Source organism: Anaerocolumna sp., assembly GCF_032079385.1.
Lineage (GTDB): Bacteria > Bacillota > Clostridia > Lachnospirales > Lachnospiraceae > Anaerocolumna.
Map to the genome: position 1 here is coordinate 1 of NZ_DAMAUC010000030.1, position 17319 is coordinate 17319.

The following is a 17319-nucleotide window of genomic DNA, read 5'->3' on the forward strand; positions in this document are numbered from 1 at the left end:
GGAGATATTATAGGTACTACAACTATCTTTAACAATAGTTTCCGGATTATTTCCCTCCGTATGTATGCGTTTAATACTGTAATTATCGGTTATGGATATAAAATAAATAAAATTTCCATTTACTACAGGGGCATAGGTATTCTCGTCTGAGTAAAGGGTATTGGTAGAACCGTCATTTAAGTTCATTTTGCTGATGGAATTGGTAGTTTTTATTTTGGAGTAATAAAGAATGTTGTCCCAAATAGATATTGGCATAATCGGTTGGTTTGAGATTTTCTTTTCTTCATTGCCATCTATTTTTACCGAATAAAAGGTTAATCCATCTTTATCATAATGCTGGTAGTAAACGTAATTACCGTGAACGTTCATAAAGGTACATGGATTATCGTACAGTATTTTTATATTATTTCCTTTTAAATTAATTCGTACGATACCGTTATTGTTAAAAGAAAGAGCATTTTTCGTATCGGCGTCTTTGCTTTTGCCGTTGCGTATGTAATATATGTAACTTCCTAAAACATTAATATGTCCTGCCTTGTCCGAGGATAACTTTTCGAAATGATTTCCTTCTAAGTCCATAACATATAGGGCACCGTCGTCTTTATAATTGCTAAAATATACTTTATCGCCCAATTGGCTGAATAACCCGCCATTGAAAAGATTACCCGGTGTATTTCCTGAAATGTTCTCTTTATTAAATGTAGTCCTTGAGGCGTTTAAACCCAAAAGTACTGCTATTGCAGCAAAGAGTAAAACAAGAAAAAGTATAACAAATTTCTTGAATTTAGTCATATGCTATTCCCCTCCTATCATTAGTAAAACATTAGATAATCATGCCTTAAATAATTTCTAGCAATATGAAATATTAGGCAATAAATCCTATTCCTATTATAAAGCCTTAAAAAGTTTATTGCAATGAATTCTTTATAAGTGTTGCAAAAAGTGGTATAGTTATTTATAATGTGAAAAAGATTAGGCTCAACTACAGAAAGGAACAATGGTTGAAAAAACGAGTTTTTTCAACCGAGCAATTTGTGCTGGAACACAAATTGCTGTGGTTATTAAATGGTGCTAAAGTACCGGAATAGAGGTTAAAATGATTGATTTGCAGCAGAGCAGAAGTGAAATCGATAGAATAGATAAACAAATAGTTTCTTTATTCGAAGAGAGAATGAAAATTGCATCGGACGTAGCCAGTTACAAGATTAAAACCGGGAAAAAGGTATTGGATAAAGAAAGAGAAAATGAAAAACTCCGTGTTTTACAGGCCATGGCAAGCAATGATTTTAATAAGCATAGTATTACAGAATTATTTACGCAAATTATGTCTATGAGCCGAAAATATCAATATGGATTAATGAGTGCCGGTGAACTGGAACTTCCTTTAAAGGAAATAGAAAGTTTACATAGGGAAGAAAAAATGAAAGTTGTTTGCTTTGGAGTAAAAGGCTCATATACAGAGCAGGCAATGGAAGAATACTTTGGCGGAGATATTGTAAGTTTTTATGCCCCTACTTTTAAAGAAATTATGGAAATTATAAAAGACGGCAAAGCAGATTATGGAGTGCTCCCTATTGAAAATACTTCAACAGGCGGAATCACTGATATTTATGATCTTTTGGTAGAATATGATAATTATATAATAGGAGAACATGTAATAAAAGTTCAGCAGGCATTACTGGGATTATCGGAAGCGAAGCTGGAGGATATTAAGAAGGTCTATTCACATCCTCAGGCACTTATGCAATGTTCCAAATTCTTAGAAAACCATCCTCAATTAAATCCCATTGAATGGCTCAGTACTTCAGACAGTGCCAAGAAAGTCTTGGAGGACCGGGACCTGACACAGGGTGCTATCGCAAGTGTAAGAGCAGCAAAATGCTATAACTTAAAAGTTTTGAAGGAATCCATTAATCATGAAAATACGAATTCTACAAGATTTATAATAGTAACAAAGAAAAAAGAATTTATAAAGAATGCAAATAAAATAAGCATTTGTTTTGAACTTCCTCATGAAAGTGGATCCTTGTATAATATGCTATCTCATTTTATATATAACAATTTGAATATGACAAAAATTGAGTCCAGGCCTTTGGAAGGTCATGCTTTTGAATATCGTTTTTTTGTTGACTTTGTAGGAAATCTTAAGGAAGCAAGTGTGAAAAATGCATTGCTAGGAATTCGGGAGGAAGCGATTGGATTCCGAATATTGGGTAATTACCAAATGGTGTAAATAAAGTTGGTTCATAATTTTTTCAAAGGTAAATCACAAAGTAGACATAAATTCTTGATAAACTTTAGTTATAAACAATAGAGAAATGAATAGCTTTAGTTTGAAAGGAGATATTTGTATGAACGATGAACATAATAATTATGAATCTCAAAATGGCGAGAATAACAATACCCAATCTCAGAATCAGGACAACAAATCTGATAGTGTTTATCAATTAAATAAACAAGATTTGGAAAAATTAAATCAAACATATACGGAAGCAGTGCATGAAAATTCTTATGAAGAAAAAGTGACTTCTTTTAGTATTGAAGATTCTTCTAGAAAAGAAAATGCTTCTGGAACAGAAGATGTTTATAGAGCAGAAGTTTCCTATGAAGAAAAAGAAAACTTTTATGAGAATAATAAAGAATTTTATGAAGAGCATCCCGTTAAAGAAAAAAAGAAATCTAAATTCATAAAAAAGATTGGTGCAGTAGCATTAGCAGGACTTGCTATAGGTACCCTGGGAGCAGCTTCCTTACAGACATATAATTATTTTGGTAAAGGTATTGGAAATTCTTCCTTTGGCGAAACTATAACTGCAAGTGAAAGTGCAGAAGGTAAAGCAGGCAGCAATGGGGATACGGTCGCAGTGGAAACTAGCACAAAAGGTAAAGTGACCGGTGATGTATCCGAAGTAGTTGAAAATGTAATGCCTTCTATTGTAGCAATTAATTCTGTTGTAACCAATGTATCCAGTGATTTCTTTGGCAGACAATATAGCCAGGATATACCTGGAAGTGGTTCCGGTATTATTATTGGGCAGAATGATTCTGAAATATTGATTGCAACTAACAATCATGTTATAGATGGTGCTACCAAAGTGGAAATTGTTTTTGCAGATAAAACGAAAGCTTCTGCAAAAGTGAAGGGAGCAGCACCAAATTCAGATTTGGCAGTGGTATCCGTTGATATTAACAGCTTAGAAAAGGATACTATAAAGAATATTAAGATTGCCACATTAGGTAATTCAGACAATACAAAACTTGGAGAAATGGCTATAGCAATCGGTAATGCTTTGGGTTATGGTCAATCTGTAACCGTTGGATATATTAGTGCATTAAATAGAGAAGTAGACATTGAAGGTGTAAAATTAGACTTAATTCAGACAGATGCAGCAATCAACCCAGGAAACAGCGGTGGCGCATTGTTAAATTCCAAAGGCGAAGTAATTGGTATTAACTCTGTAAAATATGTAGATGAATCCGTTGAAAGTATTGGGTATGCCATACCAATATCGGATGCTATACCTATTATTAACAACTTAATGAACCGTACTACCTTAACGGAAAAAGAAAGAGCATATATTGGGGTATCCGGTGAAGATGTTACAGATGTTTACTCTCATGCCTTTGAGATGCCTGTTGGTTATTATGTAAGCCAAGTAAAGGAAGGCTCTGCTGCAGAAAAAGCAGGAATTAAAGCGGGAGATATTATTGTTGCTCTTAATGACATCAGTATTGATTCCGGTCAAGATTTACAAGATACTTTAACTTATACCAAAGCCGGTTCTAAAGGTACTATCACGGTGAAGAGTCTGGAAGATGGAAAATATGTTGAAAAAGTATTAGACATTGTATTTGGTTATAGACCGTAAATTTTATATAAAGGTTCAAAGAGAAACAGAATAGAAGAATTCCATAAGGTGGTTCTTTCAACCTTTTATATGTGAGAATATCCCATCTAAAAACAGAATAACAGATCTGTTTTTAGATGGGATATGCATGAATATAAGAATAAAACAAGCATGGTTATAAGAACAAAATATGCAATAGATATAAGAACAAATATAAAACAGATACTGTAATACCGTTTTTTATAGTTATAAAGGCAGCTGTATTACAAAAGTGAAGAAAAGGGAGTGGGTGTAATGATGGAAAAGTCAGCAGTAGAAGAGGGAATACTTTCTTTAACGGTAGATGTAATCATACCGGTATATAAACCGGATCATAGGTTTAAATATTTATTAGAACGGATAATAAAACAAAGTGTAAAACCCAATCGGATTTATTTGTTACAAACCATAGAGGATGATCCCGAAAAACAAACAGAAGAGTTGAGAAAAAGTGAGGAGGATATTAAATCCTTAGTTCAGGAGCTTAATGATTCCTCTTGTCTTATACAATGTGTACCTATTGATAAAAGTGATTTTGATCATGGTGGTACAAGAAATTATGGGGCCCATCTTTCTGATGCGGATATTATTCTGTTTATGACCCAGGACGCCGTGCCAGAGGACAAAGATCTTATCAGGAACTTACTGGAATCTTTCCGTAACCCTCAGGTTGCAGCGGCTTATGGAAGGCAGCTTCCAAGAAAAAATGCAGGTACGATTGAGAAATATACCAGAACTTTTAACTATCCGGAAGAAGGCACTATAAAATCCAAAGAGGATCTTCCAAGGCTTGGAATAAAGACCTATTTTTGTTCCAATGTATGCAGCGCATACCGCAAAGAAGTATATGAAGAATTAGGTGGTTTTGTAACAAAAACTATATTTAATGAAGATATGATAATGGCCGCCGCAATTATTCAGGCAGGCTATTTCATCGCGTATGTAGCAGAGGCAAAAGTAGTTCATTCCCATGAATATACCTATATTCAGCAGTTTAAGAGAAACTTTGATTTAGCAGTTTCCCAACAGCAATATAAAGAAGTATTTTCTTCAGTAAAATCAGAAAGTGAAGGAATAAAACTGGTAAAACAAACGGCACAGTACTTGGCTGATGAGAAAAAGTATATTTTAATTCCTGACTTGATTTTTCAAAGCGGATTTAAATACTTAGGCTATTTAGCAGGAAAAAACTATGAAAGAATACCTAAAAGCATAATAAAGAAGTTAAGTATGAATCCTCATTATTGGTAAAATACTGTAAAAAAGAAGAAGGGGTTATACACATGAATAAAGTGAATATCATTATGGCTGCCTACAATGGTGAAAAATATATAAAAGATCAAATCGAATCCATACTTCATAATAGTTTTAAAAACTGGGTGTTATGGATTTTTGATGATGGTTCTAAAGATCAAACAGAATTAATAATTGAAAAATATATACAGCAGTATCCTCAAAAAATAAGATATTATAGGAATAATACGAATAAAGGTGTAACACGTAATTTTTTAGAGGGTGTCAAGTTTGTAACCCTGCAAAATCGTCAGGATGAAGATGCAAAAAATCACAGTCAGTATTACATGTTTTGTGATCAGGATGATGTATGGATGGGGGAGAAGATTCATAAAACCCTAAAGCAGATGAAGAAAGCAGAAAAGAAATATGGCAGTGAAAAACCGGTAGCAGTTTTTACAGATGCCATAGTAGTGGATGAGAAACTTAATATTCAACAATCCTCTTTTTACAAAACCAGTAATTTGAATACGGGCCAAAGGGATTTAGCCCATATGTTGATGGAAAATAAATTAATCGGATGTACGGTAATGTTTAATGAAGCATTAACTGAGAAATTAGATGTGATTCCTAAGAATGCAAGATACCATGATTGGTGGATTGCTTTAATCGCATCTGCTTTTGGCCATATTACTTATCTGAAAGAGGGAACCTTGCTTTACCGACAGCACGGTAATAATGTGGTTGGAAACCAAAGCTTTTTATCCTATGTAAAGAATAGATTCATTAATCTTCATAAACAAAAAGAAATACTTGATATAACCATAAGACAAGCCCGGGAATTTTATAATATCTTCGAAAAGGAATTAACCGGTAATAAAAAAGAATTGGTGTACGGTTTTGCTTATATAAAAAAGAATAGCTGGTTTATGAGAAGAAAACTTATTTTGGAAAAAGGATATTTGAAAACCGGAATAATTCGAAATATTGGGTTATTACTGATAATATAATATGCAAAGTATAAAATTATATAAAATAGGCATGCCTATTTTTAAAATTAATAAAGATACTTAAAACTAAGGTATTAAAACAAAGGCATGAAAGTCTAGGCATGAAAGTCTAGGCATGAAAATAAAGGCATGAAAATAAAGATATGAAAATAAAGACATGAAAATAAAGACATGAAAATAAAGACATGAAATAAAGGCATGAAAATAAAGATACTAAAATAAAGGCATGAAAATTAAGATATAAAAAGACAGATTAATTTCTAATTTAATAATTAGTTTAAACTAAAATAGTATAAAAATGAAGTAAATTATTCGTATATTCATTATTGACATTTTTTATTCCTATTGTTACAATGTATACAATTTATTTGGCAATAAACTTTCGGGAGGTCCCAATGAAAAAGATGGTGTTGTCAATACTGGTGGATAATACAGCAGGTGTAGTTACCCGTGTATCTGGTCTGTTCAGTAGAAGAGGATATAATATAGATAGTTTAACAGGTAGTATAACAGAAGATCCAACCTACTCCAGAATAACTGTTGTGGTAAATGGTGACGATCAAATCTTAGAACAGATTCGCAATCAATTATTAAAATTAGAAGATGTTCGTGAAGTCAGAGAGTTATTACCGGATGAATCAGTGTGTAGAGAACTTGTTCTGGTAAAAGTCGCAGCTGATGTGAAAGATAGGCAAGCTATTATTGCAGTGGCTGATATATTCAGGGCAAAGATTGTGGATGTGGCAGTGGATTCTCTTATGATAGAATTAACAGGTAATAAGAATAAAATAAATGGCTTTCTGAATCTATTAGAAGGTTTTACAATAAAAGAACTTGTAAGAACGGGTATAACCGGTCTTACACGTGGAGCAGGAGATGTTGCTGAGTACCTGGATGATTAAAAGTGATAATCTAGGGTGGGCAAAAGAGGGCTTTCTGCCTACATAGTTGAATCTGTCCGTGACTGTGAGAAACTCGCAAAGCGTGTTTCTCATTGTTTATAACAATTATGTCCATAGGACACATATATTTGTCCAGCACATAAAAACATATAGTTACTAACCATTGCAGGATTTATTTTTTATACGTTAACTTTAATAGTTTAAACAGGTAAAGAATCATATTGATTAACTGTATATGTTTAACACTTATTAAATATAAAATTATTATTAGGAGGAAGTTTAAATGGCGAAGATATTTTATCAGGAAGATTGTAACTTATCATTATTAGAAGGCAAGACTGTAGCTGTCATTGGTTATGGCAGCCAGGGACATGCACATGCATTAAATGCGAAAGAATCCGGAGTAAATGTGGTTATTGGTCTTTATGAAGGCAGCAGCTCATGGAAAAAAGCAGAAGCTGCAGGATTTCAAGTATATACAGCTGCAGAAGCTGCTAAAAAAGCGGATATTATCATGATTCTGATTAACGATGAAAAACAGGCTAAGTTGTATAAAGAATCTATCGAACCCAATTTAGAAGCTGGAAATGTACTGATGTTTGCCCATGGTTTTTCTATTCATTTTGGTCAAATCATTCCCCCGGCAGATGTTGATGTTATAATGATTGCTCCAAAAGGACCCGGACATACGGTAAGAAGCCAATACATAGAAGGCCAAGGTGTTCCTTGCCTTATTGCTGTTCATCAGGATGCTTCTGGTAAAGCTCATGATATCGGTTTAGCATATGCATTAGCAATTGGTGGAGCAAGAGCAGGTGTACTTCAAACAACATTTAGAGAAGAAACTGAAACGGATTTATTTGGGGAGCAGGCAGTTCTTTGCGGTGGCGTTACACAATTAATGAAGACCGGTTTTGAAGTATTGGTAGAAGCAGGTTATGAACCGGAGAGTGCTTACTTTGAATGTATCCATGAAATGAAATTAATCGTTGATTTAATCAATGAAAGCGGCTTTGCAGGAATGAGATACTCTATTTCCAATACTGCCGAATATGGTGATTATATTACAGGACCAAAGATTATCACAGAAGATACGAAGAATGCAATGAGACAAGTATTAAAAGATATTCAGGAAGGCGTATTTGCCCGTAACTGGTTACTGGAAAATCAAATCGGCTGTACCAACTTCTTAGCTAAGAGAAGACAGGAGTCAGAACATCAGTTGGAAAAAGTGGGTACTGAACTTCGTAAAATGATGAGTTGGACAAATAAAGATAAGCTTATTAACAATTAAAGATAAGAAAACGTATCTAATATAATTATATAAGACCTTCGGGGATATGGATATATGTTCCTCAATGATGACTAGTGGAAATTATAGTTCTCATAAGAATTTCCATTAGTTATCGGAGGCATACTCATAATCCCCGAAGGTCTATTTTATTAGAACTCTTTGTTAAAAATGTTGGGGTATGGAAAACATACTTTCAACATTTATTTTATTATAGAACCTTTATTAGCTTGGTATCAAAACTATTTAGGAAAATTAATAGTGTGGGTTTTAGAAAGAGACCACCCACATCTGATTTCAAAGGCTATCTTTTTAGTTCTGCACCTCTGACATATCTTTTTGCAATATTCTGGCTTGAGCCGGTATAGATGAACTTCTCTAAACGTTCCACCAAAGAAGGAGTTCCATTCATTTTAAGAGAAGAGTCGTTTATAACCAAAGCATCAAAATCGTAGCCTTCTTCAAAACTGCCCACTTTGCCAAAGAAGCTTCCGCCACCCTTTGTAGCCAAATAAAAGGCTTCTGAGATACTGATTGGAGCATAGTCAGGATTATCTACAAAATACATTTTTGATGCTGTAATACAGTCTACAATGTGTCTGGACATATCAAGAACATGTCCGCCCCCTACATCTGAACCAAGTCCAACAGGTATATTCAGGTTAAGGTATTTTCTAAGAGGCATAATACCGCTGGCTAAATTAAAGTTTGATTGAGGACAATGAGCTACATATACTTGCTTTTTCCTAAGTATTTCTATTTCTGAATCTGTATTATAGATACAATGTGCCATAATTGTTCTGCCAGGCCTAATAAGTCCAAAGTGATCGTAAACTTCTGTAAAACTATCAATATCAGGATGCAGTTCTTTTACCCATGCTACTTCGGAACGGTTTTCACATAGATGGGATTGAATTGGTACGTTATATTTTTCAGCTATCTCACCTAAGGCCTTCATTAAGGCAGAAGTAGTACTAGGTACAAAACGTGGAGTCAACATATATTGAACCAATGGTGTTTCAGTAGAATCATCCTTAAGTGAAGCTTCATATAACGTTGGAGCTTCTTCCAGCAGTTCTATGGTTTCCTGAATAGATTGTTCTGTAGTTTCCTGCAGTCTTGGAGAAGAATTACGGTCCATATTTACTTTTCCAACATAAGCACCCAAACCGGATTCTTTTAGCAACTGAATTAAAAGAGAGGTAGCATCTTTGTGTCTTGTAGCGAAGATACAAGCTCTTGTGGTACCTGCCTCCTGTAAATCTTGTATAAAGTTCTTATAATGTTCCTTTGCAAACTCTACATGATCAAACTCGCTTTCTAAAGGAAAAGTATATTCATTTAACCATGGAAGAAGTTCTTTGCTATAACCAATTCCGGTGTTAAGCCATTGCGGAGCATGTACATGAAGATCAACGAAACCGGGAATAATCAACTGATCCCCCATGTCCTCAACAGCAGTGTTTTGATACATTTCCGGCAACTCTTTTGTAAGCAATTTAATTTTACCATTCTCAACCACTACATATCCATTCTCATATACTTCAAAACGATCCATTTCTTTTGTAAAAACAAAATTACCTTTAAAAATTTTAATCATATGAAGCCCTCCAATATCTAATAATATAGAAATTCTTTACCATCCCAGTAATATATTATACTATTTTGGGACGATATAATCAAGAAAAGTCGAAGGACGAAATGAGAATAGAGGCTTTCTAATCTAAATAAAATCATATATAATGGTACAAGACTATGATTTATGTTTTGATATATTAGAAAGGTGTAAAAATGAATTATGATTATTCAGAAACAGTAGAGTATTTATTAGATTGGTATGATTTAAATAAAAGATTTCTGCCCTGGCGGGAAAATCCAAAACCTTATTATGTCTGGGTTTCAGAAATTATGCTACAGCAAACCAGAGTTGAGGCAGTTAAGGTTTATTTTGAACGGTTTATCACTACACTGACTTCCATAAAAGAACTGGCAGACTGTGAAGAAGAAAGGCTGCTTAAATTGTGGGAAGGTCTGGGGTATTATAACAGAGTAAGAAATCTTCAAAAAGCAGCCAAGATTGTAGTAGAAGAATATAATGGTCAAATGCCGGCAGATTATAATAAGCTGCTTCAGTTACCGGGAATTGGTTCCTATACGGCTGGAGCAATTGCTTCTATCTCTTTTCAGATTCCCGAACCGGCAGTGGATGGCAATGTACTGCGGGTTATGAAACGAGTAGCAGGAAGCTTCGATGATATAACCAAAGCAGCAGTGAAAAAGCAAATGGAAAATGATTTAAGGGAGATTATTCCCAAAGAAAGGCCGGGGGATTTTAATCAATCATTAATGGATTTGGGAGCAACTGTGTGTATTCCCAATGGAAAGCCCCTCTGTGATAAATGTCCCCTTATGCATTTATGTATGGCATTTTCTAAAGGAACCCAAATGATGATTCCGGTAAAGCCTGAGAAAAAGCCAAGAAAGATAGAAGACAGAACTATTCTATTAATGGAATTTGACAGCCGTTATGCGATTCGAAAAAGAGATAGCAAAGGTTTATTAGCAAGGCTATGGGAACTGCCAGGGATAGAAGGAAAAATATCTTCCATGGCTTTGGAAGAAATATTGCATGGAGAAGGATATCGGAATTTTACAATACAACCTTTAGGTGAAGGGAAACATATATTTTCTCATATTGAATGGCATATGGTAGGATATCATATTAAATTTAGTGAAATTCCTCAGCAGAATATAATCTGTAATTCTGATTACGTTGCAGAATATAATGGATATGAAACGGTTAATACTGATTGTATATGGGTCAGTAGAGAAAGAATTAACAAAGAATTTACATTACCTTCAGCATTTGAAATATATAAAAAGTTTATAATATAATCCATAGGAATCTAATGTAAAAACAAGGAGACAGAAATGGTTACCTTTAAAGAAATAAAAAGTAATGAACAAATTAAAACTTATATACGTAAGGCAGATGAAGCTTTGGCAGCCCTTGGTTATACCGAGCATAGTTTTGCCCATGTAGGAATGGTAGCAGAAAAAGCAAGGTATATACTAGCTACCTTAGACTATCCCAAACATCAAATTGAATTGGCCCAAATTGCAGGCTACATGCATGATATCGGTAATGTGGTAAATCGTGTGAATCATGCACAAAGCGGAGCTGTTATGGCTTTTCGTCTGTTAGATAATATTGGGGCAGACCCGGAAGATATCGCAACGATTATATCGGCTATTGGAAATCATGATGAAGATACGGCATTTCCGGTTAATGAAGTAGCTGCCGCATTAATTTTGGCAGATAAAACGGACGTACGTTATACCAGAGTCAGAAATCGGGATCTGTCTAATTTTGATATTCACGATAGGGTTAATTATTCTGTAAAAGAAGCAAAAACCACTATTAATGAGGAAAAAACCATGATAAGTCTGGAACTTACCATAGATACCGAGGTCTGTCCGGTAATGGAGTATTTTGAAATTTTTCTTACCCGTATGTTATTATGCAAAAAAGCTGCAGGAAAGCTAAATTTAATATTTAGGTTAGTTATTAATGGACAGAAAATATTATAATTTACAATTTGAATTGCTGATAGAAGTTTATAAACTTCTGGGCTGAATCAGAAAGGTAGTTATTATTGGAATAAGCGAAGCCAACTTCTCTTTTTACCAAAGGAACTTTTAGTGGTATCTCAACTAAAGAACCATTCTTTAGTTCTGTTTCAACAAATTCTTTTATAACGCAGGAGACACCCAGCCCAATCTTTGCAAATTCAATTAGTAAATCCATATTACTGACTTCCAGGATTTGATTGGTTTCTATATGATTTTTAATAAAATAGTTATCAATAAAGATACGGGTCATATTCTTTTCATCTAACAACATAACAGTGGCATTTTTAAAAACAGAAGCAGAAAGCAAAGTGGGTTTCCTGCTTCCTTTTTCTTTTTCAGGTAATTCTCGAACCATTAAATTTTCCCAATAAGCCTGCGTAGTTACAAATATATCTTCAATCTGCATAACCGGATAAAAATCTAGATTTTTCCGGTTTTCCGGTTTGCCAATAAGCCCAATGTCTATTTTTTTGTTCTGCAATAAATCCAAGGTTTGAAAAGTAGATTGACATTCAATCGTTATTTTTATGTGAGGATAGGATAGTACAAATTCTTTTAGGAAAGGCAGTAGTATATATTTGCATAAAGTAGTGCTGACACCGATACGAAGATGCCCTATGCCTAACTGAGTTATCCTTTTTATATTCTCTTCCCCTTGAGATAAAGTATCAAAAGCGGATTTAGTATATTCATAAAAAAGTGCACCTTCTTCTGTTAATTTTACACCTCTTGAAGTCCTGGTGAATAAAGTAACTCCAAGATCCGATTCTAACCGGCGGATAGCTTTACTGATGGCAGGCTGGCTGATATAAAGTTCTTTGGCTGCATGAGAAATATTTCCCACAGCAGCTACGGTATTAAATATTTTATATTGGGATAAATTTTGCTCCATAGTAATCTACCTTTCTATTTTGTATTTCGCTTAAAAGAATAAGTCTTTATTAATGATTTGCCGACAAATATTGATTATTTCTAAAATATATTACTAAAATATTCGTAGTTATAATATAAATATAAGTTATATTAAGTATTCTTAATATGTATTTTAATTATATCAGGAGTTGTGTTAAAATAGCAATAGAAAAGAAGAGGCTGAAGCTAAGAATCGAGGTTAATATGAATTATAATATAGCAGTGATACCAGGAGATGGAATCGGACCGGAAATCATAACAGAGGCAAAGAAAGTATTGGATAGAATTGGGGATAAGTATGGTCACCATTTTAACTATAACGAAGTTTTAATGGGTGGTATATCCATAGATACTTATGGAGTACCCCTGACAGAAGAGGCTCTTGCCATAGCTAAGAAAAGTGATTCTGTTTTACTTGGTGCTGTTGGTGGCAATGTTGGACAGTCTAATTGGTATAGCTTTCCTCCAAGTCTAAGACCGGAAGCAGGACTTCTTGCTATACGTAAAGGCTTAGGCCTGTTCGCCAATATAAGACCGGCTGTTCTTTTTCATGAGCTTAAGACAGCATGTCCCCTAAAAGATGAAATCATTGGAGAGGGATTTGATTTTGTGGTAATAAGGGAATTAACCGGAGGCTTATATTTTGGAGAACGGAGCACTACAACTGAGAATGGAATTCGAAAAGCTTTCGATACTTTAAGTTATGATGAAAATGAAATCAGAAGAATTGCAAAACGAGCTTTGGAGGTTGCAATGAAACGGAATAAAAAAGTGTGCAGTGTGGATAAAGCAAATGTGCTTGATTCCTCCAGACTGTGGAGGCAGGTGGTAGAAGAAACAGCGAAAGGGTATCCGGAAGTGGAACTTACTCATATGTTAGTGGATAATTGTGCTATGCAAATAGTAAGAGACCCAAAACAATTTGATGTTATTTTAACGGAAAACATGTTTGGGGATATTCTTTCTGATGAGGCAAGTATGGTAACTGGTTCTATTGGTATGCTGGCTTCTGCAAGTTTAGGTGAAACAAAACTTGGTCTATATGAGCCCAGCCATGGTTCTGCTCCGGATATTGCAGGACAGAATAAAGCAAATCCTATTGCAACTATTCTTTCCGCAGCTATGATGCTTCGTTATTCTTTTGATCTGGAAGCAGAAGCAGATAAAATTCAGACAGCTGTAAAAACAGTATTAGAAAAAGGTTACCGCACTATAGATATTATGTCAGAAGGAAAAAGATTGGTGGGAACAAAAGAAATGGGCGATTCCATTATTGCTGAAATATAATAATATTGCATGTAAGAGGATATAAAATCATGTAAAGCAGGTTAAAAATCATAGTTAGGAGGATATTCATATGGGAATGACAATGACACAAAAGATATTAGCTGCTCATGCAGGTCTGAATAAAGTAACGGCAGGTCAGCTGATTGAAGCCGATTTAGACTTGGTATTGGGTAATGACATAACATCACCGGTAGCCATTCATGAAATGGAGAAAATGAATAAAAAAGGTGTATTTGATAAAGATAAGATTGCTTTGGTTCCGGACCACTTTACACCAAATAAAGATATTAAATCAGCAGAACACTGTAAATGCCTCCGTGAATTTGCAATGGAATATGATATAACAAATTATTTTGAAATCGGTGAAATGGGAATTGAACATGCATTACTTCCAGAAAAAGGTTTAGTAGTGGCGGGAGATGTTGTTATAGGCGCGGATTCTCATACCTGTACTTATGGTGCATTAGGTGCTTTTTCTACAGGTGTAGGAAGTACAGACATGGCGGCAGGTATGGTTACAGGCAAAGCATGGTTTAAAGTTCCGGGAGCATTAAAATTTGTGTTAACAGGAAAACCAAACAAATGGATAAGCGGTAAGGACATTATATTACATATTATTGGTATGATTGGAGTAGATGGGGCTCTTTATAAATCCATGGAGTTTGTAGGGGATGGAATCGCTAATTTAACCATGGACGACAGATTCACAATTGCCAATATGGCAATAGAAGCAGGCGCAAAAAATGGAATGTTTCCGGTAGATGAAAAAACCATTGGATATATGAAAGAACATTCCACAAAAGAATATAAAATCTATGAAGCCGATGAAGATGCAGAATACGAAAAGTCATATGTAATAGATTTAAGTACTTTAAAATCTACTGTAGCCTTTCCGCATCTTCCTGAGAATACAAAAACCATAGACCAAGTGGGGAATATTAAGGTTGATCAGGTTGTTATTGGTTCTTGTACCAATGGGCGTATGGAAGATTTAAGAGCTGCGGCAAAAGTGCTGGAGGGAAGAAAAGTAGCAAAAGGAATGAGAGTGATTGTTTTTCCTGCTACTCAGGCCATTTATCTTCAAGCTATGGAAGAAGGATTACTTGCAACCTTTATAAAAGCAGGTGCTGTGGTAAGTACCCCTACCTGTGGGCCATGTCTGGGAGGACATATGGGTATTTTAGCAGCAGGTGAAAGAGCAGTAGCTACTACCAACCGAAACTTTGTAGGGCGCATGGGACATGTAGAATCCGAAGTATATCTTGCAAGCCCAGCGGTGGCGGCAGCAAGTGCAGTAACCGGCAGAATATCAGCTCCAAGTGAGTTAGGCTTATAGGAAGTAGGTTGAAAACCAGCTTTTCAACCGGGAATTTGTATCAGAGCACAAAATTGCTGTCGTTATTAAAAAGGCCTAAAAACCTTTAATGGAGGTTGTCATAATTTGTATGCGTAATAAAACACGCAGAAAGGAGTATAAGTATATATGAATGCACATGGAAAAGTACATAAATACGGTGATAATGTAGATACAGACGTAATCATTCCTGCAAGATATTTAAATTCCTCAGACCCGGAAGAACTTGCTAAAAAATGTATGATAGATATTGATCCTGATTTTGTTAACCGTTTAAATAAAGGAGATATTATTGTAGCAAATAAGAATTTTGGCTGCGGTTCCTCAAGAGAACATGCGCCCCTTGCAATTAAAACTGCCGGTGTAAGTTGTGTTATAGCTGAAAACTTTGCAAGAATCTTTTATCGCAATGCAATCAACATTGGTCTTCCGATCATTGAATGTCCGGAAGCTGCCAAAGGGATTGAAGCAGGGGATGAAGTAGAAGTTAACTTTGATAACGGAATGATTTACAATATAACAAAAGAAACTAGGTATCAAGGTCAGCCTTTCCCGGAATTTATGCAAAAATTAATGGAGGCTGGGGGCTTAATCAATTATATAAATAATTAGTAAATAGAGAGGAAAAACTGTGGTTTTTGTATGAAGATTGGATTAAGCATACAAAAATTCATGGTTTTTCTTTTTATGTTAAGGAAATCCGTGATTTTAATTTTGTTAAAGGTGCAGTAAAGAAAATAAATCTATAACTATAGTTTAAAAATAGCATATGAAAACGTTGCATTAAAAGGAGATAAGTGGTAATATCTATTATAACAAATTATTGGGACAACCCAAAATAAATATGAAAAAGGTGAATTATGAGAAATTATGTTATAGTCACAGAAACAACGACTGATCTTCCGGATGAAATTGCAAAAGACCTGGATATTCGAGTAATTCCAATGGCATTTGAACTAGATGGAAAAAGTTATTATAACTATTTAGATGAAAGAGAATTGGATATACATGAATTCTATGAGAGTTTAAGAAAAGGTGGAAAGTCAGTTACCTCCCTAGTTAACACGGAAGTTTTCATGGATTTCTTTGAGCCAATTCTAAAAGACGGATGTGATATTTTATATATCTCTTTTTCTTCTGGATTAAGTGGAACATATAATGCCTCTCTTTTAGCAATTGATGAGTTAAAGGAAAAATATCCGGAATCAAAAATCTTTTCAGTGGATTCAAGATGCGCTTCTCTCGGAGAAGGTTTATTGGTATATAGTGCAGCATTAAAGAAAGAAGAAGGTATGTCCATTGAGGAGTTACATGAATGGTTAAATGAGAATGTTCTTAAACTATGCCACTGGTTTACCGTGGATGATTTAAATCATCTGAAACGAGGCGGAAGAGTAAGCGCAATCAGTGCTGCAATTGGAACCGCACTGAATGTAAAGCCGGTACTTCACGTTGATAATGAAGGTAGATTAATTCCTATAGAAAAAGTAAGAGGACGTAAAAAATCGTTGATTGCTTTAGCAGACAGAATGCTTGAAACTTGCACGAATCCGGAAGAACAGACGATTTTTATCGGACACGGTGATGCAATAGAGGATGCAGAATACTTAGCACAGCTTATTAAAGAAAGAATGAATGTAAAGGACTTTGTTATTAATCCAATAGGTCCGGTAATCGGTTCCCATTCAGGTCCGGGTACCATTGCTTTGTTCTTTTTTGGAACAGAAAGATAAAACATATTTAGCATTCTTTTGCAATGTACAAAGAATGCTATTTTGCTATATAATAATACAAAAATGATACTGGAAAA

15 protein-coding genes are annotated in these 17319 nt (G+C 34.7%); 12 read left to right on the forward strand and 3 right to left on the reverse strand.

The window, feature by feature from the left end:
* On the reverse strand, positions 1 to 792 hold a 792-nt coding region (locus RT261_RS18065; protein ID WP_313134500.1), incomplete at its 3' end, for a DUF5050 domain-containing protein.
* Between the two features lie 304 nt (positions 793 to 1096).
* Between RT261_RS18065 and pheA the strand changes: the two genes are divergently transcribed.
* From pheA to ilvC, 6 genes are all read left to right on the forward strand, one after another.
* Entirely contained in the window at positions 1097 to 2233 is a 1137-nt protein-coding gene (pheA, locus tag RT261_RS18070) for a prephenate dehydratase (protein ID WP_313134501.1), read from the forward strand.
* A 118-nt stretch (positions 2234 to 2351) separates the two neighbouring features.
* A complete protein-coding gene (locus RT261_RS18075; RefSeq protein WP_313134502.1) occupies positions 2352 to 3869 on the forward strand; it encodes a S1C family serine protease in 1518 nt (505 codons plus the stop codon).
* 273 nt (positions 3870 to 4142) lie between these two features.
* Positions 4143 to 5138: a glycosyltransferase gene (locus tag RT261_RS18080; protein ID WP_313134503.1), complete on the forward strand. Its 996-nt coding sequence runs from the start codon at positions 4143 to 4145 to the stop codon at positions 5136 to 5138.
* Between the two features lie 32 nt (positions 5139 to 5170).
* Positions 5171 to 6130 carry a glycosyltransferase family 2 protein gene (locus RT261_RS18085; protein ID WP_313134504.1) on the forward strand — a complete coding sequence of 320 codons (960 nt, stop codon included), beginning with the start codon at positions 5171 to 5173 and terminating at the stop codon, positions 6128 to 6130.
* Positions 6131 to 6525: 395 nt separating this feature from the next.
* Positions 6526 to 7032: an acetolactate synthase small subunit gene (gene ilvN, locus RT261_RS18090; protein ID WP_313134505.1), complete on the forward strand. Its 507-nt coding sequence runs from the start codon at positions 6526 to 6528 to the stop codon at positions 7030 to 7032.
* Between the two features lie 283 nt (positions 7033 to 7315).
* Complete coding sequence (gene ilvC / locus RT261_RS18095; RefSeq protein ID WP_313134506.1) at positions 7316 to 8326, forward strand: ketol-acid reductoisomerase; 1011 nt, start codon at positions 7316 to 7318, stop codon at positions 8324 to 8326.
* A gap of 301 nt (positions 8327 to 8627) precedes the next feature.
* On the opposite strand, the gene RT261_RS18100 is transcribed toward ilvC, so the two are convergent.
* Complete coding sequence (locus tag RT261_RS18100) at positions 8628 to 9923, reverse strand: amidohydrolase family protein (protein WP_313134507.1); 1296 nt, start codon at positions 9921 to 9923, stop codon at positions 8628 to 8630.
* A gap of 191 nt (positions 9924 to 10114) precedes the next feature.
* Between RT261_RS18100 and mutY the strand changes: the two genes are divergently transcribed.
* Together mutY and RT261_RS18110 are read left to right on the forward strand one after the other, a co-directional pair.
* Positions 10115 to 11218 carry an A/G-specific adenine glycosylase gene (gene mutY / locus RT261_RS18105; protein WP_313134508.1) on the forward strand — a complete coding sequence of 368 codons (1104 nt, stop codon included), beginning with the start codon at positions 10115 to 10117 and terminating at the stop codon, positions 11216 to 11218.
* A gap of 36 nt (positions 11219 to 11254) precedes the next feature.
* Positions 11255 to 11914: an HD domain-containing protein gene (locus RT261_RS18110; RefSeq protein ID WP_313134510.1), complete on the forward strand. Its 660-nt coding sequence runs from the start codon at positions 11255 to 11257 to the stop codon at positions 11912 to 11914.
* Position 11915: 1 nt separating this feature from the next.
* On the opposite strand, the gene RT261_RS18115 is transcribed toward RT261_RS18110, so the two are convergent.
* Complete coding sequence (locus RT261_RS18115) at positions 11916 to 12848, reverse strand: LysR family transcriptional regulator (protein WP_313134511.1); 933 nt, start codon at positions 12846 to 12848, stop codon at positions 11916 to 11918.
* Between the two features lie 224 nt (positions 12849 to 13072).
* Between RT261_RS18115 and leuB the strand changes: the two genes are divergently transcribed.
* The 4 genes from leuB (at position 13073) to RT261_RS18135 (ending at position 17242) form a co-directional block, all read left to right on the forward strand.
* A complete protein-coding gene (gene leuB, locus RT261_RS18120) occupies positions 13073 to 14155 on the forward strand; it encodes a 3-isopropylmalate dehydrogenase (protein ID WP_313134512.1) in 1083 nt (360 codons plus the stop codon).
* A gap of 70 nt (positions 14156 to 14225) precedes the next feature.
* On the forward strand, positions 14226 to 15491 hold the full coding sequence (gene leuC / locus RT261_RS18125) for a 3-isopropylmalate dehydratase large subunit (RefSeq protein ID WP_313134513.1): 1266 nt from the start codon (positions 14226 to 14228) through the stop codon (positions 15489 to 15491).
* 147 nt (positions 15492 to 15638) lie between these two features.
* Positions 15639 to 16121 carry a 3-isopropylmalate dehydratase small subunit gene (gene leuD / locus RT261_RS18130; RefSeq protein ID WP_313134514.1) on the forward strand — a complete coding sequence of 161 codons (483 nt, stop codon included), beginning with the start codon at positions 15639 to 15641 and terminating at the stop codon, positions 16119 to 16121.
* A 248-nt stretch (positions 16122 to 16369) separates the two neighbouring features.
* A complete protein-coding gene (locus tag RT261_RS18135; protein ID WP_313134515.1) occupies positions 16370 to 17242 on the forward strand; it encodes a DegV family protein in 873 nt (290 codons plus the stop codon).
* The last annotated feature ends 77 nt before the right edge of the window (positions 17243 to 17319 follow it).